Origin of the sequence: Flavobacterium hydrophilum, from assembly GCF_003202405.1 — a bacterium.
GTDB lineage: Bacteria > Bacteroidota > Bacteroidia > Flavobacteriales > Flavobacteriaceae > Flavobacterium > Flavobacterium hydrophilum.
In genome coordinates this window covers 16887-38560 of record NZ_QJHL01000005.1, presented here as the reverse complement: position 1 = coordinate 38560, position 21674 = coordinate 16887, and the positions used below count along the sequence as shown (strand labels likewise).

At 33.8% G+C, this 21674-nt stretch carries 17 protein-coding genes; 12 read left to right on the top strand and 5 right to left on the bottom strand.

Annotated elements, in window-relative coordinates; translation table 11 throughout:
* Positions 1-849, bottom strand: a complete 849-nt coding sequence (locus tag DMB68_RS18310) for an SDR family oxidoreductase (protein ID WP_110348088.1) — start codon at positions 847-849, stop codon at positions 1-3.
* Between the two features lie 257 nt (positions 850-1106).
* Here DMB68_RS18310 and DMB68_RS18305 point away from each other — a divergent pair, with 257 nt between their 5' ends.
* The 6 genes from DMB68_RS18305 (at position 1107) to DMB68_RS18280 (ending at position 9517) form a co-directional block, all read left to right on the top strand.
* Positions 1107-2330, top strand: a complete 1224-nt coding sequence (locus tag DMB68_RS18305; protein WP_110348087.1) for a hybrid sensor histidine kinase/response regulator — start codon at positions 1107-1109, stop codon at positions 2328-2330.
* 161 nt (positions 2331-2491) lie between these two features.
* Positions 2492-6004 (top strand): response regulator, encoded by a 3513-nt coding sequence (locus DMB68_RS18300; protein ID WP_231131686.1) that lies wholly within the window; start codon positions 2492-2494, stop codon positions 6002-6004.
* A gap of 18 nt (positions 6005-6022) precedes the next feature.
* Positions 6023-6388, top strand: coding sequence for a response regulator (locus tag DMB68_RS18295; RefSeq protein WP_110348085.1), 366 nt, complete (start codon positions 6023-6025; stop codon positions 6386-6388).
* A gap of 7 nt (positions 6389-6395) precedes the next feature.
* Complete coding sequence (locus DMB68_RS18290) at positions 6396-7205, top strand: CheR family methyltransferase (protein ID WP_110348084.1); 810 nt, start codon at positions 6396-6398, stop codon at positions 7203-7205.
* Positions 7187-7771 (top strand): chemotaxis protein CheB, encoded by a 585-nt coding sequence (locus DMB68_RS18285; protein WP_110348083.1) that lies wholly within the window; start codon positions 7187-7189, stop codon positions 7769-7771. The genes DMB68_RS18290 and DMB68_RS18285 overlap by 19 nt, the downstream gene beginning before the upstream one ends.
* A gap of 48 nt (positions 7772-7819) precedes the next feature.
* On the top strand, positions 7820-9517 hold the full coding sequence (locus tag DMB68_RS18280; RefSeq protein WP_110348082.1) for a carbamoyltransferase family protein: 1698 nt from the start codon (positions 7820-7822) through the stop codon (positions 9515-9517).
* Between the two features lie 7 nt (positions 9518-9524).
* Here DMB68_RS18280 and DMB68_RS18275 read toward each other — a convergent pair whose 3' ends face one another.
* From DMB68_RS18275 to DMB68_RS18265, 3 genes are read right to left on the bottom strand one after another with little or no spacing between them, the layout of a single operon-like run.
* Entirely contained in the window at positions 9525-10214 is a 690-nt protein-coding gene (locus tag DMB68_RS18275; protein ID WP_110348081.1) for an aspartyl/asparaginyl beta-hydroxylase domain-containing protein, read from the bottom strand.
* Positions 10215-10217: 3 nt separating this feature from the next.
* Positions 10218-10724: a hypothetical protein gene (locus DMB68_RS18270; RefSeq protein WP_110348080.1), complete on the bottom strand. Its 507-nt coding sequence runs from the start codon at positions 10722-10724 to the stop codon at positions 10218-10220.
* An 11-nt stretch (positions 10725-10735) separates the two neighbouring features.
* Positions 10736-11506 (bottom strand): Dph6-related ATP pyrophosphatase, encoded by a 771-nt coding sequence (locus DMB68_RS18265; protein ID WP_110348079.1) that lies wholly within the window; start codon positions 11504-11506, stop codon positions 10736-10738.
* Positions 11507-11572: 66 nt separating this feature from the next.
* Here DMB68_RS18265 and DMB68_RS18260 point away from each other — a divergent pair, with 66 nt between their 5' ends.
* Both DMB68_RS18260 and DMB68_RS18255 read left to right on the top strand, forming a co-directional pair.
* Positions 11573-13633, top strand: coding sequence for a M1 family metallopeptidase (locus DMB68_RS18260; protein ID WP_110348078.1), 2061 nt, complete (start codon positions 11573-11575; stop codon positions 13631-13633).
* A 119-nt stretch (positions 13634-13752) separates the two neighbouring features.
* The gene (locus DMB68_RS18255) at positions 13753-14652 is read left to right on the top strand and encodes a patatin-like phospholipase family protein (protein WP_110348077.1); all 900 of its coding nucleotides are present in this window, start codon (positions 13753-13755) and stop codon (positions 14650-14652) included.
* A 64-nt stretch (positions 14653-14716) separates the two neighbouring features.
* Here DMB68_RS18255 and DMB68_RS18250 read toward each other — a convergent pair whose 3' ends face one another.
* The gene (locus tag DMB68_RS18250) at positions 14717-15238 is read right to left on the bottom strand and encodes a DUF7935 family protein (RefSeq protein ID WP_110348076.1); all 522 of its coding nucleotides are present in this window, start codon (positions 15236-15238) and stop codon (positions 14717-14719) included.
* Between the two features lie 123 nt (positions 15239-15361).
* Here DMB68_RS18250 and DMB68_RS18245 point away from each other — a divergent pair, with 123 nt between their 5' ends.
* The 4 genes from DMB68_RS18245 to DMB68_RS18230 all read left to right on the top strand — a co-directional run bounded on the left by DMB68_RS18245 (position 15362) and on the right by DMB68_RS18230 (position 21634).
* Positions 15362-16129, top strand: a complete 768-nt coding sequence (locus DMB68_RS18245; protein WP_110348391.1) for a sulfite exporter TauE/SafE family protein — start codon at positions 15362-15364, stop codon at positions 16127-16129.
* 161 nt (positions 16130-16290) lie between these two features.
* Positions 16291-18423, top strand: a complete 2133-nt coding sequence (locus DMB68_RS18240) for an InlB B-repeat-containing protein (protein WP_110348075.1) — start codon at positions 16291-16293, stop codon at positions 18421-18423.
* A gap of 162 nt (positions 18424-18585) precedes the next feature.
* Entirely contained in the window at positions 18586-20922 is a 2337-nt protein-coding gene (locus DMB68_RS18235) for an ATP-dependent helicase (protein WP_110348074.1), read from the top strand.
* Between the two features lie 91 nt (positions 20923-21013).
* Positions 21014-21634 carry an L-threonylcarbamoyladenylate synthase gene (locus tag DMB68_RS18230; protein ID WP_110348073.1) on the top strand — a complete coding sequence of 207 codons (621 nt, stop codon included), beginning with the start codon at positions 21014-21016 and terminating at the stop codon, positions 21632-21634.
* The last annotated feature ends 40 nt before the right edge of the window (positions 21635-21674 follow it).

Genomic DNA, 21674 nt, shown 5'->3' with positions numbered 1-21674 from the left:
TTAACTGCCAATTAGCTCCCCACCGTTGATGTGAATAAATTGTCCTGTAATGTAGCTGCTGTCATCAGAAGCTAAAAATACGTAAGCAGGGCCAACTTCCGATGGCTGGCCAGGTCTTCCCATTGGGTTATCTTTACCAAAATCAGAAATTTTATCAAATGTTGCCACTATTAGGGGAGTCCAGATTGGTCCGGGAGCAACTCCATTAACCCTGATTTGTTTTTTTGCCAGCATAGTTGATAACGATCGGGTAAAACTTAAAATAGCACCTTTTGTACTCGAATAATCAAGAAGATGTTCACTTCCGCGATAAGCTGTGACAGAGCTTGTGTTAATAATACTGTCGCCTTTATTTAAGAAGGGTAAAGCAGCTTTGGTAATATAAAAATAAGGATAAATGTTCGTCTCGAATGTTTTTTGAAGCTGTACAGCTGTAATTTTTTCCAGTTCGTTTTGAGGAAACTGAACTGCTGCATTGTTTACAATTATATTTATTTTACTAAATGTTTTAATACAGGTTTTTATGGCGCTTTTGCAAAACTTTTCATCCTTTAAATCACCACTGATAAGCAGGCATTGCTGACCTTCTTTTTCAATCAGTTCTTTTGTTATTTGTGCATCTTTATCTTCTTTCAGGTAAATAATTGCAATATTGGCGCCCTCTCTCGCAAAATGCACTGCAACGCTTCGGCCTATTCCGCTGTCCCCTCCGGTTATAAAAGCTACTTTTCCTAAAAGTTTCCCGCTTCCGGCATAATTTTCTTTAATAATTTCCGGTTCAGGTTTCATTAAATATTCGTTGCCGGGCAAATTTTGCTTTTGCTCCGGAAATGTTTTTGTTTTTTTCATTACTCTTTATTTTAGAATAGTATAATGCTAAAATATTCCAATTCATTGGCAATCTTTAACTTAAAAGAATTTATGATTGTCGCTAAAAAAGACTTTTCAAATTGCTAAAAAAATAAACATGGGAATTATGTAATTAATATAATTTCAAATAAAAAAGATGTTAATTTTTTTTTAAATATATTTGAGAGTTTGTAAACTTTAATTTAAAAGTAAGTTTTAAAAATTTGCTGTAACTATAACCATTCTAGCCAAAAAATATGATATTAATTGTAGACGATATAAGGGCAAATATAATTGCCTTAAAAAAAACTTTAGAACTGCATAATATCGAAGTAGATACAGCTGAATCGGGTGAAGAGGCTTTAAAAAAAATTTTACAGATAAATTATTGTCTTATTATTATGGATGTTCAGATGCCGGGTCTGGATGGTTTTGAAGTAGTAAAAATTCTTTCAGGAAATAAAAAAACAAAAGACATTCCTGTCATTTTTCTTTCAGCACTTAATATAGAAAAAAAATACATTTTTAAGGGTTATGAAACCGGAGCGGTAGAATATATTACCAAACCCGTTGATACTGATTTACTGATTTTAAAAGTAAAAACCTTCCTGAAGATCTATGAGCAGCAGAATCAATTAAAAGAAATGAAAGAGCTGCTTTCAAAAGAGGTTAAAATCAGAAAAGAAGCACAGGATAATCTGGAAGTTAAAATCACAGAAAGAACAAAAGAATTAATCTTAAAAAATGAAGAACTGGAACTTAAAAACCATGAACTTCAGCAGTTTGCGTGGGTGGTTTCACATGATTTGAATGAACCTATCAGAAAGATTCAAATCTTTATCAAAATCATCAAAGATTTATATCTGGCAAAAGATGACAAGGCAGTTGATTATGTGAACAGAACGATTAAATCGGCAGAAAGAATGCAGACTTTAATTACAGATTTGCTGGCCTATTCGAGATTATCATCAAAAGTACAGCCTGAAAAAACCGATTTAAATGAGGTGCTGCAAGAAGTGCTCTCTGATTTTGATTATCTGATTGAGCGTAAAAATGCCACAATAAAAACAAACGTACTTCCAACTATTGACAGTATTCCGAGTCAGTTACGTCAGGTGTTCCAGAATTTGATTGGAAACGCACTTAAGTTTTCAAACAATATCGAAAATCCTGTGATAGAAATTACTTCGGAATTGATTGAAACCAAAGATTTTGATGGAAAGCCTTCTCCAAACGGAAGCTATTGCCGAATCATTGTAAAGGATAACGGAATTGGTTTTGATGAAATTTATCTGGACAGGATTTTTATCATTTTTCAGAGTCTGAATGATCGCCAAAGCTATGAAGGAACAGGTATTGGACTCGCTATTGCAAAAAAAATAATTGAAAAACATAATGGATTAATTACCGCTAAAAGTCAAATTGGCCAGGGAGCTAGCTTTATTATGATTTTACCTTTAGAATATCAGGAAATTAAATAATTTATATGAAATGAGCATTAGAGTGAATTGGTGGGACAAATACCAAATGATGATATGCGAATTACATATAACAGATAAAAAAGAAATATTATTAACATATGAAACAAAACAACTTTAAAAGAAACTTATTAATCAGTTCACTAGTTTCCTTATTAATCTTAATGATAAGCTCAACAGCTTCATTTTTAAGTATAAAAAGCCTGTTGAAAAGCAACTATTGGGTAAACCACACGCAGGAAGTAATTTATAATCTGAATGAGGGAGTATCTGTAATTACTGATGCTCAAACAAGTATGCGGGGTTACCTGATAACCGGTAATGAACAATTTTTAGACCAATACAATGAAGCTGAAAAGAAATCGGATAGTTTCTTTAATAAATTGGATGAATTAACAGTTGATAATCCGTCACAGCAAAAAAACCTGCAACAAGTAAGATCGCTTACCAGTATTTTTTATAAATATTTAAATAATCAGGTAATAAAAAAACGATTAGGCAAAGAAACTGTCTCTTTTGATCTGAACGAAGGAAAAAAAATGATGGATGAATTGCGTAGTTATTACAAACGTATAGAAAATACAGAACAGCTGCTTTTGAAAGAGCGAAATGCAAATTCGGAGCGATATGGTAATTATAGTTTTATTTTAATTATAGCTGCTTTTATAATCGCTTTTATTATAACAATTGTGTTCTTGTTGCGTATTTTAAAGGATTATAATGAACGTTCGTTTCTTCAGGAGGAATTAGAACGAAAAGACAAAGAAACTGCTGAAAGAATTAAAGCAATAAGTACTATTGCGATTAATATTTCACAAGGAAATTATGATATCAGGGTCGATGATACCAAATCAGATGCTTTGGGCAGTGTAGGTGAATCTTTAAATAGTATGGGGGCTTCTTTAAAATCGTCTTTTGATTTATTGTCTCAAAAAGAATGGCTGCAAACCGGAATTGCAAAACTAAATAATGTGATGATAGGGGATAAGGAACTCGAAAGATTATCAAAAGATGTAATCGAGTTTTTATGTCAATATACTAAAAGCAGTGCAGGGGTGATCTATGCAATTGAAGGCGATGAGCTTTATGCAACTTCGGGCTACAGCTATCTTCCTAATAAAAACAGACAACACATTCAAAAAGGACAAGGATTAATTGGACAATGTGTGGTTTCAAGAAAAATTCTGGAACTAAAATCATTTACAGAAAATGATGTTCAGATTACGTATGCTTTGGGAGAAATAAAACCAAAACATATTGTGGCAGTGCCTTTAATTGACACTAAAATAGAAGGTGCGTTTGAATTGGCAAACGTAAAAGAATTTACAGCAATTGATTTGGAATTTTTACAGACGGTTTCAAATAATATTGCTATTGCTATAAAATCAACTCAAAATAGAAAAAGAGTACTTGAACTTCTGGAAGAAACCCAAGCACAATCAGAAGAGTTAAGAATCCAGCATAGCGATCTCGAAGCCATGAATGCAGAATTAGAAACACAGACCGAAAAACTACAGGCTTCTGAAGAAGAATTGAGGGTACAGCAGGAAGAACTGGAGCAAACCAATGAAGAATTGTCTGAACGCAGTGTTTTACTGGAAGAAAGAAATACTGAGATTCAGAAAAAATCTGAAGCACTGGAACTTACCACACGTTACAAATCGGAGTTTTTGGCAAATATGTCACATGAATTAAGGACTCCTTTAAATTCTATTTTGTTATTAAGCCGTTTATTATCCGAGAACAATAACAAAAGCATGAATTCTGAAGAGATTGAATTTGCAAAGGTTATTCAGAGTTCAGGTAATAGTTTGTTGGGCCTTATTGACGAAATTCTGGATTTATCCAAGATCGAAGCCGGTAAAATGGAGCTGGAGTTTTTAGATGTTACAACTAAAGAGATAACAGATAATCTTTCTAATTTGTTTACGGTAGTTGCAAAAGAGAAAAAAATTGATTTTGAAATTATTTCTAAAGAAGCGCCGGCAGTTATTAAAACCGATAAAATGCGTCTGGAACAAATCCTTAAAAATTTGATTTCAAATGCTATAAAATTTACAGAAAAAGGATCAGTAAGTGTAGAAATTAAAATAAACGATGACGATGATAAAATAATTTGTTTTATTGTAAAAGATACAGGAATTGGAATTCCGTTAGACAAACAGCCTCTAATTTTTGAAGCCTTCCAACAGGCAGACGGTTCAACGAAAAGAAAATATGGCGGTACAGGTTTGGGCCTATCAATAAGCAGAGAGCTGGCAAAATTACTTAAAGGAGAAATAATTTTGCATAGTAAAGAAAATGAAGGCAGTAGTTTTACTTTATGTCTGCCGGTTTTCGGTTCATCATTAAAAAAAGTTACAGCTTTAAAAACTCCGCCTATCCAAATCGAGGAATCGGAAGAAAAATTACAGGAAAATAACAATAAAAATAAATACATTAGTGCCGTTATCCCTGAGGAAGTAGAAGACGACAGAGACTCAATTTCAGAAAATGATAAAGTCATTCTGATCGTAGAAGACGATATCAATTTTGCAAAGTCATTATTAGCCTTTAGCAGAAAAAAAGGCTATAAAGCGGTAGTAGCAGTAAGAGGTGATTATGCCTTAAATTTTGCTTTGTTGTATAAGCCAATTGGTGTTTTGTTAGATATTGAACTTCCTGTGAAAAGTGGTTGGGAAATTTTGGAAGAACTTAAAAATAACTCACAAACCAAACACATTCCGGTGCATATCATGTCATCGCACAAATTGAAACAGGAGAGTTTGTTAAAAGGAGCGGTTGATTTTCTGGATAAACCCGTAGCTTTTGAAAAAATTCCGGATGTTTTTGTCAGAATAGAATATATAATCAATAAAGAGGCCCAAAAGGTTTTGATTATTGAGGACAATCCTAAACATGCCAAAGCTTTGGCTTACTTTTTAGGAAGTTATAATATCAATTCTGAAATTAAAAGTGAAGTTTCTGCAGGTTTAAAAGCACTTAATAAAACAGACGTTGATTGTGTCATTTTAGATATGGGAATCCCGGACAAACAGGCTTACGAAATTTTGGACGGTGTTAAAAAAAGTCCTGGTTTAGAAAATCTTCCTGTAATTGTCTTTACCGGAAAAAGCCTCTCGCTTAAAGAAGAAATAAAGATTAAAAAGTATGCTGATTCTATAATTGTCAAAACAGCACATTCTTACCAGAGAATGCTGGATGAAGTTTCTCTTTTCCTCCATTTGGTTGAAGAAAACAAAAAACCGGAAGGGAAAAAAGAAAATCATAGAAAACTGAATTTGCTGAATAATATTTTGTTCGATAAAACTGTTTTGATAGTAGATGATGACGTTCGTAATATTTATTCGCTGACAAAAGCCTTGGAAGTATTTAAAATGAATGTGATTACTGCATTTGATGGTAAAGAAGCCATAAAAATGCTTGAAGAAAATCCAAACACAGATATCGTTTTACTGGATATGATGATGCCGAACATGGATGGTTATGAAACAGCAGAAAAAATTCGCAGTAATCCAAAACACTTGACTTTGCCATTAATTGCCGTTACAGCAAAAGCAATGACAGGTGACCGTGAAAAATGTATCAAAGCAGGAGCTTCAGATTATATCACCAAGCCTGTTGATATTGATCAGTTATTGTCATTGTTGCGTGTGTGGCTGTATGATAAAGTTTAATTATAGAGTAGTAAAAAAATGAATAAAAAACGACTTTTAATTATCGATGATGATTCCAGAAACATTTTTGCTTTGGAAAATACGCTGCGTGCTAAATCATTTGATTGTTTATCATGTCTGAGCGCTGAAGAGGCTCTAAAAATATTAAATGCTGACGAAAATATAGATGCAGTTTTGATTGATATGATGATGCCTGAAATGGATGGTTATGATGCAATTCCTTTAATAAAAAAAATCGCTTCGCATGAATCAACTTTTATTATAGCAGTAACAGCTCAGGCAATGACAGGAGATAAAGAAAAATGTTTGGAGGCTGGTGCAGATGATTATATCTCTAAACCGGTTGATGTAGATAAATTGCTTTTGATATTAAGCAAAATTTAAAGTTTTTATGATAGAAGACATCGAACTGGAAACCCTTATTAATGAAGTATATGAATATTATGGTTTTGATTTTGGTAGTTACTCGAGAGCCTCTTTAAAAAGACGTGTAAACAGAATATATCACTTGGACGGATTCACTCATTTCGAACAATTTTTGTCCAAAGTGAGATCCGATCCTGAATATTACAGACATATGGTTGATGAAATTACGGTAAATGTTACCGAAATGTTTCGCGATCCATCCTTTTATACTGTAATTCGAAATCAAATTCTCCCATTATTGGGGACAAAACCTTTTATTCGTTTATGGCATGCAGGGTGCTCAACAGGTGAAGAAGTATATTCAATGGCCATTTTATTAAAGGAAGCAGGATTACTGCAAAAATCTTTAATTTATGCCACAGACATTAACGCAAAGGTACTGGAAACAGCAAAAAAAGGAATTTTTCCATTAAGAATGATGAAAGAATATTCTGAAAATTACCGGGATTCAGGCGGAAAAGAAGATTTTTCGAATTATTATACAGCAAATTATGGTATTGCAAAATTTAATGAAGAATTAGCTCAAAAAATGGTTTTTTCCCAGCATAATTTAGTTTCAGACACCTCGTTTAATGAATTTGATATCATTTTTTGCCGTAATGTTTTAATCTATTTTGATAACGATTTACAAAAAAGAGCAATAAATTTATTTGATGATAGTCTTGCTGTTTTGGGTTTTCTGGCTTTAGGAACAAAAGAAACCATAAAGTATTCAATATCCCCAGGCAAATACAAACAATTAGATAGGGAAAAAATATGGAGAAAGATCAAGTAAATCCAGATTTTAAGGTAGTAATTATAGGCGGTTCTGCCGGAAGTTTAAATGTACTTATGCAAATTTTACCGCAATTGCCCGCAATAAAATCTTTTGCAATAGTAATTGTTGTACATCGAAAAAGTACAGACGAACAAACTTTTGAAGAATTAATCGAATTAAAATCAGCTGTTAAAGTAAAACAGGTTGAGGACAAAGTGCCATTGTTACCGGGATTTATTTATGTTGCGCCTTCTAATTATCATTTACTCTTTGAAAAAAATAATACGCTGTCACTTGATACTTCCGAAAAGGTAAACTACAGCAGACCAAGTATTGATGTGTCTTTCGAGTCGGCTGCTGAAGTATACAAAAATCAATTAGTAGGAATCTTATTGTCTGGATCAAATGCTGATGGTACGAATGGTTTAAAAGTAATTCAAAATGAAGGAGGAACTGTCATTGTTCAAAATCCTGAATCAGCCGATATGCCTTTTATGCCCAACAACGCTATACAAAATATGATACCTGATTATATTTTAAATATTCAGGAAATTCTTCAGTTTATTCTTTCAATGGATAACTAAGTTTATTTATTTTAGTAGTTTAAAAATAACTATTAAAATAATGCCTTAATGAATGCACCTGTTTATGTTCTCGGTACCGGACTTTCACACAACGGATCGGCAGTTTTATTAAAAGACGGACGTATTTGTGTGGGAATTGAAAAAGAACGATTAAGCCGGATAAAACATGATGGGGGGAATGATAATCTGGCCGTTCAATATTGTCTGGATGCGGAAGGAATTCAATTGAAAGATATTTCTCTTGTCGTACAGTGTGCGAATTTTGAAATCCCGGATCGTAATCAATATAAAGGGAAAAGACTTTTTGCAGAAGTAAAGGATTTAAAAATTATTGATATTTCCCATCATTTGTCACATGCATACAGTGCTGTTGGAACTTCTCCATTTTCAGAATGTGCAGTAATGGTTATAGATGGCTGTGGCAGCCCGCTTGACCAGTTTATTAAATTACATCCAGAACAAAAACAATATGTGAGTCCTGAAATCCTGAATGAAACTCAGATGGTATGCGAAAAAGACAGCTTTTATCATTTTGACGGACAAAAACTTATTTCGTTAATGAAGGATTTTAGTAAAATGGCTGAAAAGTCAGATAGTTTGTTTTCACTTCCTACAACACAACATTCTATAGGAGGCTTTTATGCAACGGTAAGTCATTATGTTTTTGGAGATATGGATGATGTAGGAAAATTAATGGGACTTGCACCATTTGGAAAATCAGGAATTTATGATTTTGAAGCTTTTGAATTTAAATCGGGAAATTTGTTCGTAAACGAAGACTGGAAAAATCAATTTACCAATCCGTCAAAAGGCTATGAGTATTTCAAAATCAATTTTGATTATTATGCTAATGTAGCAAAATGGGCTCAGGAACAGGTGGAAAAAGCAGTTTTAAAATGCATTCAAAATCGATTAAAACAATTTCCTCATAAAAATTTATGTTACTCTGGAGGTGTTGCCTTAAATGCGGTAGCCAATGCAAAATTGCAGGACAGTAAAATAGCTGAAAATATTTATTTTGAACCCGCAGCAGCAGATAATGGGCTCGCTTTAGGTTGTGCATTTTATGGCTGGCTGGAATGTTTAAATATGCCAAAAGTGCCTCATGATGGCAACACTTGTTTCGGAAAAACATATTCAGATGATGAAATTGAAATTGTGTTCGATAAAAATGAAAACAAAAAATATAAGTATAAAAAGTTTTTTGAGGAAAATGAGCTGGTAAATTATTGTGCAGAAAAGTTGAATCAGGGGAAAACAATTGCATGGTTTCAGTCAGGAGCAGAATTTGGTCCGCGTTCATTGGGTCGAAGAAGTATTTTGGCACATCCCGGAATTGAAGCTATGAAAGATCATATCAATCTGGATATTAAATTCAGGGAAGATTTTCGTCCTTTTGCCCCGGCAGTATTAAAAGAAAAGGTTGGAGAATATTTTGTAAAAGGAAGAAATAGCCCTTACATGATTTTAGTAGACAAAACAAAACCTGAATATTTAGAAAAACTTAAAAACGTAACACATTGGGATGGCTCAGCACGGGTTCAGACTGTAGAAGAAAGCTGGAACCCAAAGTTTGTAAAATTGCTTACGGCATTTTATAAACAAAGCGGAATAGCAGTTTTACTCAATACAAGTCTGAACAAAAAAGGAATGCCTATTGTTGAAACTCCACAAGAAGCACTTGATTTATTCGAAATGACAGCTTTGGATATTTTGGTTCTAGAAAATTATGTGATCGAAAAATAAATTCAATTTATTCCAAATCTTTCAAAATGGCATCCAAATTTGGCGGATTCATGCGTTTTAATTCTGCAATCATAAGTTGTTTTTCATTTTCGGAAACTTCTGTAGCAGGTCGTACAAAATCATTTTGATCGGCTTCCTTAAAAAATAGATGATCTGTCCATTCATTTCGAATCCCGTCCAAAACCAGATGAATTCGGTCTTGTGCCCCGCGATTTGCTACCGAATGGATAAAATTAGCATCAATATACCAGCATTCCCCTTCATTCATAATCAAACGATTTCCGTCTAAAATAAATTCAACTTTGCTATTTGTAATGATTGGAATATGCAATCTGAAACAGCCGTCTTCGTATCCAAGGCAATTGTCAGTATGTGGTTTTATCTCGGCACCAACATCCAGTTTCAACAATCGAACAGCAGTTTTTTCGAACAGAAAGCTATCCAGAATTTCCTGAAAATAAGTACAGGATTCCAGAATTTCGGTAGGAACTAGTTTTTCATCACCGCTGGGTAATGCAAAAATAGAATCCGATTTTCCGTTTTGTGACATTAAGGCAATCGAAGTCCATTTTCCCGAATAATCATTTGTATTATAATGATTCGTCCAGTTTTTATCGATGATTTTATAAACATCTTTTTTAAGTCTCTCTGGGTCAAAAAACATCGGAAACTTTATTGAGCGAACTAATTTATCCATAATTTAATCTCTTAGCCATTTTAGCATTTTTGGAAAGGCTTCTTTGCTTTCTTTTTCTGCATTAACTTTTCCCAAAGCAAGCCCTGTCCATTCCAGAAAAGGCAACCCAATATAATTTTCATTTGTAAAATTTGAAATAAGCCATTCGGATTCATTTTTATATCCGTTCGGGTGAAATACAAATTCAATAGGTAATTCCAAATATTTTGCTGCAGCAAAAGACCATAAGATGGCGCCCATTTCTTCACCCTGAGATGGCCAGTCGGCAGCCATTTTATCAGTACCGGCAATTTTCCTTTCGACAGAAGTTGTAACAGCAAGATGACCCGCTTCATGCAGAATATCACCCGGATATAGTAATTTTTCAAAATCAATATAAAGGCAGTTTGGACCTAAATCCAGTCCCGGTAAAAAAGAAGTTTCAAGTTCTTTTTCAACCACGTCAATCCCAATTTCGTTTAAGAACGTCAGGACTTTCTCTAATTCAGATGATTGATTTTGTATCGTCATTTCAAATAAAATTATTTCGGAATTAAATCAGTATACCAAAAGCCATAATCAAATGCATCAGTTGCGTTTGTGTCGCAGGCCGTATTTGAAGAGTCCTGATTTTTAGGTTTTTCATATTTACGGTAAATCGTTTCTCCAATCTCAAAATTAATGGGTTCTGAAAAAATAGGTCCATCAAAGGTAAAAGTATGAAATTCTCCGTTTTCACCACAAACATCTACATTTTCAGGCAGATCTTTTATAAAATCCTGATCGATAATCCGGCCAACAAAACTTTTATCGAGGTAGCGTTCGTTTACACAAACTACAATCGTTTTAAATCCTAAACTGATAAACTCCTGAATTAAATCATGAGTAGGGATTTTCCAGATTGGGAAAACGCCTTGAAAACCAATTTTTGTTAATTGATCTTCACGGTATTTACGTAGATCTTCCAAAAAAATATCCCCGAAAACTGAATGTGTAATGTCTTGTTTTTTTAATTCAGATAAGGTTTCAGTCATGACATTTTCATAAACTTCCATAGTTGGCATTTCAGGAATCTGCATTATTTTTAAAGGCAAATCAAGACTTTTTGCCTGAGTTTCGAGTAATTCTACACGTACACCATGCATTGAAATTCTTTGATATTGCTGGTTGACGCTAGTCAGTAAACATTCTATTTTATAATCAGGATTCCGAAGAATTTTATATAAAGCCAGAGCAGAATCTTTTCCGCTGCTCCAGTTGAATATGGCTTTTTTAGGTATCAGCACGTGTTTATAATTTTCTAATGTAAACATACAAATTTCATTCGATTTGTTGATGAAACCTTTGTAACTTTGGATTTCGCCTTCAAATTTATTTCAATGAAATACATCTTATTATTTTTTACCACCTTCATTTTTGCCCAACAAACACAATTTGTCGATTTTAAATCGGTTTCAGGGCAATTGAAATTAAATCCTGTTGAAAAATTGGTTTCAGGTTCGGTTAATTTCCAATTCGAAATAGTAAAACCTGTCGATACCATTAAGATTGATGCCAAAAACATGGAATTTTCTAAAGTTGAAATCAATCAAAAAGAGGTAGTTTTTGTTAATACAGGCAAGCAATTGCAAATCGTTGATCATTTTCAGAAAGGCGAAAATCAGTTGACTTTTGAATATTCGGTAAAACCAAAACAAGCTTTGTATTTTGTTACTATTGAAAACGCTGACGTACAAATCTGGACACAGGGGCAGGGAAGATACACAAGTAATTGGTTTCCGAGTTTTGATGATGTAAACGAAAAACTGATTTTTAACCTTGGAATTACTTATAATAAAGACTATCAGGTTGTTTCGAACGGGATTTTAAAAGATAAAACGCAGAACAACAACCAGTTTCATTGGCAATATGAAATGGAAAAACCGATGAGTTCTTATTTATTGATGCTCGCCATTGGAAAATTTAATAAAAAAGAATTCAAATCAAAATCTAAAATTCCGTTAGAATATTATTTAGAACCTAAAGATACAGATCATTTTGAACCGACTTATCGGTATTCCAAACGTATTTTTGACTTTTTAGAGAAAGAAATAGGAGTGAAATATCCTTGGAAAATCAACAGGCAAATTCCCGTACGTGATTTTTTGTATGCCGGAATGGAAAATACGACCACGACGCTTTTTGCTACACGGTATGTCGTAGATTCGATTGGTTTTGAAGATCGAAATTATACAAATGTTGATGCACACGAACTGGCACATCATTGGTTTGGAGATTTAATTACCGCCGAGAGCAGTACCCATCACTGGCTTCAGGAAGGTTTTGCAACGTATTATGCTTTATTGACCGAAAGAGAAATTTATGGCGAGGACTATTTTTATTCAAAATTATACGATACGGCTCAACAGCTCAAGTTTGCTTCCAGAACTGATTCAATTCCGGTTTTAAATGCCAAAGCCAGTTCGTTGACTTTTTACGAAAAAGGAGCCTGGGCATTATTTGTTTTGCATGAATCAATTGGAGACAAAGCGTTTAAAAAAGCCATAAAAAGTTATTTGAAAAAATATGCGTATCAAACCGTAAATACTCAGAATTTCTTTGATGAAATTAAAAAAGTATCGGATTTTGATTTGGATAAATTTCAGAAAACATGGTTGGAAACTACTGCTTTTGACACACCAACTGCGAATGCTTTATTGAGTAAAAACAAGCCGATTCAAGAGCGTCTCGAAGTGGATAAACTAAAAAAAACATCTTTGGCTGATAAACAGGATTACTTTTTGAAAATTTTAAATTCAGATACGTATCAGGCTGTAAAAATATCCGTAATTGAGCAAATTGAATCTGAAAAATATGAAGGTAAAAAAGGGCTTTTAATAGCTGCTTTGCAAACAAACAATATTAAAATCCGTCAGGCTGTTGCCGAAAAGTTATCGAAAATCCCGGAAGATTTCAGAACTGAATATGAAACTTTATTAGAAGACAAATCGTATCAGACACAGGAAATTGCCCTTTATTTTTTATGGAAGAATTTCACTGAACGCAGAACAGAATATCTTGATAAAACTAAAACCTGGATTGGGTTCAATGATTACAATCTTCGTACTCTATGGCTTTCATTAGCATTGTCTACTACAAATTACAGTAATGATCCAGAAGCTTTAATTTCAGAATTAATAGCTTTTTCTTCTACAAAATACGAAGCTACTACCAGACAAAATGCTTTAGAAAAACTAATTGCGTTTAAAATTATTAACGATCAGGTTTTGAGTAATTTAGTTAATTCTACAACCCATCATATGTGGCAATTTTCAAAATTTGGAAGAGAAACTATTAGATTGTTATTAAAAAATTCTGAAATGCGTGCTTCGTTTGAAAGAATTTTGACTAATTTGACCCCCGATGAACAATTTCAATTGAATCGTTTGTTGAAAGAGTAATGAGAGAATAGAATCAAGATTCGAGAGTATAGATTGGAGAGTTAAAAGAAGTCTTTGCTCTTGATTCTTGCCTCTGCTTTCTCCTGAAAAAATCCAAAAACAAAACCTACAATTAATTTATGAGAGCATTGGTTATTTCCGGTGGTGGTAGTAAAGGCGCATTTGCCGGTGGTGTTGCCCAGTATTTATTAGAAGTAAAAAGACATCAATATGATTTGTACCTCGGTACTTCTACCGGAAGTTTATTGATTCCGCATCTGGCACTTGGAAATATTGAACAAATTCATTCGATTTATACCAATGTCAACATGTCAAAAATATTTAATATTTGTCCTTTTGTCGTTAAAGTAAAGGATGGTGTTGATATTGTGACCATTAATCACTTTAATGTTATCCGCCAGTTTTTTAAAGGAAAAAGAACCTTTGGGGAAAGTAAGGGATTACAGAAATACATCAAAAAGAATTTTTCATTATCAGATTTCAATCAGTTGAAAAAGATGAAGAAAGATGTTGTCATTACAGTGACCAATTTTACAAAAAACGAAGCCGAATATAAGTCGGTTAAAGATTGTACGTATGATGAATTTTGCGACTGGTCATGGATTTCAAGTAATTATGTTCCTTTTATGAGCCTGGTTGAAAGAAATAATTTTGAATATGGCGATGGCGGATTTTCAAGTTTAGTACCAATTAAAGAGGCAATCAATCGTGGAGCAACTGAAATTGATGTAATTATTCTGGAAACCGAAGTCAATATGGAAAAAAACGTTATCGGAAAAAATCCTTTTTCATTGATGATTGATTTATTCAGAATTGCTCTGGATCAGGTTGAAAAACATGACATTGCTATAGGAAAACTGATAGCAAACAACAAGGATGTAAAACTTAATTTATATTACACGCCAACCAAACTGACAAATAATGCCTTGATTTTTAATAAGGAAGTAATGAAAACCTGGTGGGAACAGGGCTATGAATATGCTCAGAATAAGTCGGAAATTATGAGTGATAATAAGTAAAGTATTTACTCCTTAGTTCTAAAGATAAAATTTTAGGGACTCGTACTAAGTGCTAAAAATCTTATTACCAAAGTTCCGCAACCTCAGTCTTTATATATCCCAAAGCTGCATTGCTTGGAGATTGTTTCTCTAATAAATCATTCAAAATCACTTCACGTAATTTATCAGCGCTGTCTATGCGATCACTCATGGCAGCTTTACGAATCATTTGTATAGTTGCGTTTTTGGCAGTTGTAATAATTGTCCAGCATTCATCGGACATGTAAATCTGCTGTGTTAGGTTATGCTCGAATTCCTGTTCTATCTGATCAATGATGAAATTTTCATAATCGTGTTTTTGTTGTGAAATTGGCGTAACACGAATTAATAATTTGGTCAGGTTGATGCGTTCTAAAAATAAAGTCATGCGCTCGTATGCCTGCAGACGAATCGGTAAAGATTGTTTCTGATATTCTCTGTTTAATAAAAAAGCACGTTTTTTATCGTTGTTTTTAATGTGAAGTTCAAAAAAACTGTAAGCCACAAATCCGGTAACAATGGCTGGTAAAGTATAACTTGCTAATTCTATAATTCGTGTAAAATCCATTTCAATATTTTTTAGCAAAAATATACTTTTTGAGGAGAAATCCGATTTAAATTTTAGTAATAAAACAAAATGGAAGCCGTACTTTTGCTCCTTGCTTTTTTAAGCTCTTCAAATACAATTTTAATGGATTACTATAGTATACTTTTTCTTTGTTTAGCTGCTTTTGCCGCAGGATTTATTGATGCAATTGTTGGTGGTGGAGGATTGATACAAACGCCAATGGGATTGATTTTATTGCCAAATCTACCTGTTTCAACAGTTGTTGGAACATTGAAAATTCCGGCTTTTAGCGGAACAGCATTTGCTGCTTTTCAATATCTTAAAAAAGTCGTCATCCAGTGGAGATTACTTTTGATTATGATGTGTCTGGCAGTTCCATCAGCATTTTTGGGTTCTACGATATTGACTTTGGTAAGTAATGATTTTATGAAGCCGCTTTTACTTGTAGTTTTGTCTTTGTTGTTTGTTTACACTTATGCGAAGAAAAATTTCGGTCAGCATGTAGCGAAAGATCATTCTGCAAAGACTCAGATTATATATGCGGTCGTTATTAGTGTAATTATTGGCTTTTATGATGGATTTATCGGTCCGGGAACAGGCAGTTTTTTTGTAGTTGCTTTTATTGCACTTTTGGGCTTCGATTTTTTACACGCTTCCGCAAATGCGAAAATGGTAAATCTCGCAACAAATTTCGGCTCGATTTGTTTGTTTATGATCAAAGGAAAAATCATCTGGAGCATTGCAATTCCGATGGCTGTAAGCAATGGTATTGGAGGCTGGCTTGGTGCTAAATTGGCCATCAATAAAGGAAATGGATTTATTCGAATATTCTTTTTAGTTGTTGTAATCGGAACTCTTATCCGGTTTGCTTACGATGTTTTTTATAAGTAACAATTTTCTTTTCAATAACCATTCTAATTCGAGAATCTAATCGATTATTTATCTGAATATTACATTTTTATTTGTTAATTCATTACAAAATAATACATTTGTGTAATCGATTACATTTTTTAATTGATTATAAAAGATAAATCTTAATAGACTCTGGATAAATGAAAAAAAAGATAATTACAGTGTTTTATGCACTGTTATTTCCGCTTTGTATATACTCACAAATTTATGTTTCTCCCGCAGGAAAGGCAACTAACGATGGAACTGTTGACAACCCTGTCACAATTCAAAAAGCAATCAGTATTATAAATCCTGGACAAACGATTTATGTGCGTGGCGGAATTTATTCTATAGCTTCAACTATTTTTATTGAAAGACAAAATAGCGGAACAGTACAAAATCTAAAAAGAATTGAAGCTTATGAAAATGAAACCCCAATTCTTGATTTTTCAGGTCAAAAGGAAATTAATGAAAATAAAGGGATTGTATTGGATGGTTTGTATTGGTATTTTAAAGGAATTACAATCAGAAAATCCGGAGATAACGGTATGCTGCTTTCCGGGAACAACAATATTATTGACAATTGTATTTTTGAAAAAAACAGAGACAGCGGACTTCAGATAAGTCGTTATAATGATACTTATACGACAATTGCCCAATGGCCTTCAAATAATTTAATTCTCAACTGTGAATCTTTTGATAATAAAGATTCATTGGCTGAAAATGCAGACGGTTTTGCTGCAAAACTGACTTGCGGTCAGGATAATATTTTTCGTGGCTGTATTTCGCATCATAACAGTGATGATGGCTGGGATTTATACACGAAGAAAAAGACTGGACCAATCGGTGCTGTTTTATTCGAAAATTGCGTAGCCTATAACAATGGAACACTAACTAATGGAAGCACAACAGTAACCGGAGATAAAAATGGTTTTAAATTAGGAGGCGAAGGAATTCCGGTGAATCATATTCTGCGCCGCTGTATTGCTTTTGGAAACGGTCAGCACGGTTTTACTGATAATAATAATTTAGGTGCTATTGAAATGACTAATAACACGTCCTACAATAATAAAAGCAACGGTTTTGGTTTTCGCCCCGGGGGGAAACATCAATTTAGAAACAACATTTCCTATAAATCATTTAAAGATAAAAACTTTGGGAAAGATGTCGAAAACTCGAATGTTTGGTGGATAAAAGGCAGTATTAACGGAAGAACTCCGGCAATTGTAATCAGTGATGATGATTTTGTTTCTTTGACTGTTCCTACTGTTCTCAAAAATGAAGACGGAAGTCCTAATCTGGGTGATTTTCTCGCATTAAAAGTTACAAGCGATTTTATAGATGCAGGCGTACAGGCAAACGGAATAGAATTTAACGGAACAGCACCAGATCTTGGAGCCAGAGAATTAGGATCTCAGCAGAAAACTGATTTTGTATTGAAAACTATAGTAAAACCAACTGCAGGAGGGAATATAACTGTTAGTCCGGTTAAAACAATTTATGATGCGGGTGAAGTTGTAACATTGACAGCAACACCAGCAAATAATTTTGTATTCAAATCATGGGGTGATGGTTCAGCTACAGCCATAACGAATGTTAAAATGGATACCAACAAAACAATTACGGCTAATTTTAAAAGTACGATACCTGCCGCTTATGTTTTGACTACTGCAGCTAATCCAATTGAAGGAGGAAGCATCACAATAAATCCAAATAAAGCTGCTTATACAGAAGGAGAACAGGTAACTCTAACTGCCATTCCTTCAAAAGGAAATGAATTGAAATCATGGAATTCAGGAGAAACTACTGAGGTAATAACTGTTGCGATGAGTGCTGATATGGCAGTTACGGCAACTTTTGGAGAAAAATTTACGGGAACCCACACTTTACGAATTGAAGAAGCTGCACCTGGATTTTGTACATATGATGGAGTAATAGCTATTAACTCAAGCGCAGAAAACAGAAAAGTAATAAATATTGCTGATGCTCCTGACAAAGGAATAAATTATATAATTAAAGTACCAACTTCAGGGCTTTATACAGTAGTATTTCGATATGTACACAGAGGGAAAACGACAACTGCAAAAGTAAAAGTAAACGCAACAGATACGATTGATATATCATTTCCTGTAACTTCCAGTACAACAAAATTTGTGACTACACTACCAACAATCCTCAGACTGAATAAAGGCATAAACACAATTCGATTAGAGACCATTGATGCTTTACCGTTTGCTAATATAGACTGGATAGAAATTACAGGAGAAGCTCCGGTTGGCGAATCTTGTTTCTGATTTATAAGAAAACTAAAACCACTTTGTTAAATTAAAAGACCGCTTCTTGTTATGAAGTGGTTTTTTATTTAAGTCTTTTTCTTTTTAACACAAGTTTGATTTTTATAGAATTAAAATTCTAAGACTTTAATTCTTATTTTTGCATAAAAGGAGAACTATTTCATGCAAAATTATATTGACCAGCTCAACGAAGCCCAACGACAACCTGTTTTACAAAAAGATGGGCCAATGATTATTATTGCTGGTGCAGGTTCGGGAAAAACCCGTGTTTTGACAATCAGAATTGCTTATTTGATGCATCAGGGAATTGATGCTTTCAATATACTTTCACTTACTTTCACCAATAAAGCTGCCCGCGAAATGAAACACAGGATTTCATCTATTGTGGGGGCCAGTGAAGCAAAAAACTTATGGATGGGAACTTTTCACTCTGTTTTTGCACGTATTCTTCGTTCAGAATCAGAACATTTGGGATATCCATCCAACTTTACCATTTATGACTCTCAGGATTCGGCAAGGCTAATTTCTTCGATTATAAAAGAAATGCAGCTGGATCGTGATATTTATAAGCCGAAACAAGTTTTAGGACGAATTTCGACTTATAAAAACAGTTTAATTACGGTAAAAGCGTATTTCAATAATCCGGAATTGATGGAAGCTGATGCGATGGCTAAAAAACCTCGCTTGGGAGAAATTTACCAGCAGTATGTAGAACGATGTTTCAAAGCCGGAGCAATGGATTTTGATGATTTGTTGCTGAAAACCAATGAATTATTGACACGTTTTCCTGAAGTATTGGCTAAATATCAGGATCGTTTTCGATATATTCTGGTGGATGAGTACCAGGATACCAATCACTCGCAATATTTGATAGTAAGAGCTTTGTCAGACAGATTTCAAAATATTTGTGTCGTTGGAGACGATGCGCAGAGTATTTATGCTTTCCGTGGAGCGAATATCAATAACATTCTGAATTTCCAAAAGGATTACGAAGGCGTAAAAATGTTTCGTTTGGAGCAAAATTATCGCTCAACGCGAAATATTGTGGAAGCGGCAAATACGGTAATGGAGCATAATAAAACCAAGTTGGATAAAATTGTCTGGACAGCTAATGATTTTGGTCCAAAAATTAAAGTACACCGTAGTTTAACTGATGCAGAAGAAGGACGTTTTGTTGCCAGTACTATTTTTGAACAAAAAATGCAGAATCAGCTTCATAATGGAGCCTTTGCTATTTTGTACCGTACCAATGCACAATCTCGTGCTATGGAGGATGCTTTGAGAAAACGAGATATTCCGTATAGAATTTATGGAGGCCTCTCTTTCTATCAGCGTAAAGAAATAAAAGACGTTTTGTGTTATTTGCGTCTGGTAATTAATCCAAAAGATGAAGAAGCTTTGATTCGGGTGATCAATTATCCTGCTCGTGGAATTGGAGATACTACCGTTGAAAAATTGACCATTGCAGCCAATCATTACAAACGCTCGATTTGGGAAGTGATGGTAAATATCGATAAAATCGATTTGAAACTGAATGCTGGTACAAAAAACAAACTGAAAGATTTTGTTACTATGATCCAGAGTTTTCAGGTAATTGATCAAAATCAGGATGCATTTTATATTACAGACCATGTTGCGAAGAAAACAGGTTTAGTTCAGGAATTGAAAAAAGATGCTACTCCGGAAGGTATGGCAAAAATTCAGAATATTGAAGAGCTTTTAAACGGTATCAAAGATTTTACCGAAGGTCAAACAGAAATAGATGGAGCAAGAGGCGCTTTGTCAGAATTTATGGAAGACGTTGCCTTGGCTACTGATTTGGATAAAGATACATCTGATGAAGACCGTGTTGCCTTAATGACAATTCACTTAGCAAAAGGTCTTGAATTTCCACATGTTTTTGTAGTGGGGATGGAAGAAGACTTGTTTCCAAGTGCGATGAGTATGAGTACTAGAAGTGAATTAGAAGAAGAACGCCGTTTGTTTTATGTAGCCTTAACACGTGCAGAACATCAGGCCTATTTAACTTATGCACAGTCTCGCTATCGTTGGGGAAAATTAACAGATAGTGAACCTTCTCGTTTTATCGAAGAAATTGATGGTCAGTTTTTAGAGTATTTAACTCCTTCAGAAAGTAATTATCGTTATAAACCGACTATTGACAGCGATATTTTTGGAGATGTAGACAAGTCAAAATTACGTTTATCAAAGCCAATTGGAGGAACGCCTCCCAAATACATAACGGATAACGAACCAAAACCTGATTTGAACATCCGCAAATTAAAACCTGTGGCAGGAACGAACCCAAATGCAGCAGCTCCAAATTTATTTGATAACAAATTAACTATTGGGAATATTGTAATGCATGAACGTTTTGGTAAGGGGGAAATAGTTAATCTGGAAGGTATTGGAGCTGATAAAAAAGCTGAAATAAAATTTGAGGTTGGAGGAATTAAAAAATTACTTTTAAGATTTGCCAAACTAGATGTTGTCGGATAAGATTTTTTGTTCTCATACAATAAATGAAACATGAAAATTAAAAAGTGTAACGTTTTAAAGCTAAAATATATCTAACTTTAAACAAAAACAAATGGCCGAATTCATAAAAATATATCCCGATAAACCCAGTGAAGCTGCTATTGCAAAAGTGGTAAAAGTGCTTCAAAATGGAGGTTTGGTAATTTATCCGACTGATACTGTTTACGGTTTAGGTTGTGATATAACCAATTCACGTGCATTGGAAAAAATTGCAAAAATTAAAGGTGTTAAATTAGAAAAAGCAAATTTTTCATTTATTTGTCACGATTTGAGTAATTTATCAGACTATGTACGTCAGATTGATACTTCAACCTTTAAAATATTAAAAAGAGCATTGCCAGGGCCTTATACTTTTATTTTGCCTGGAAACAATAATCTCCCAAAAGAGTTTAAAAAGAAAACCACTGTCGGAATACGTATTCCTGACAATAATATTATTTTGGAAATTGTTCGACAATTGGGTAATCCAGTAGTTTCAACTTCGATTCGTGATGAAGATGATGTGATTGAATATACTACTGATCCTGAATTAATTTTTGAAAAATGGCAAAATCTGGTAGATCTTGTTATAGATGGAGGTTATGGAGATAATGTTGGGTCAACAATTATAGATCTTTCAGAGCATGACCCTGTTATTATAAGAGAAGGTAAAGGAGATGTGGATATTTTGTAAAAAAAAACTTAAAATAGATAATCAGACAAAAATTATTACT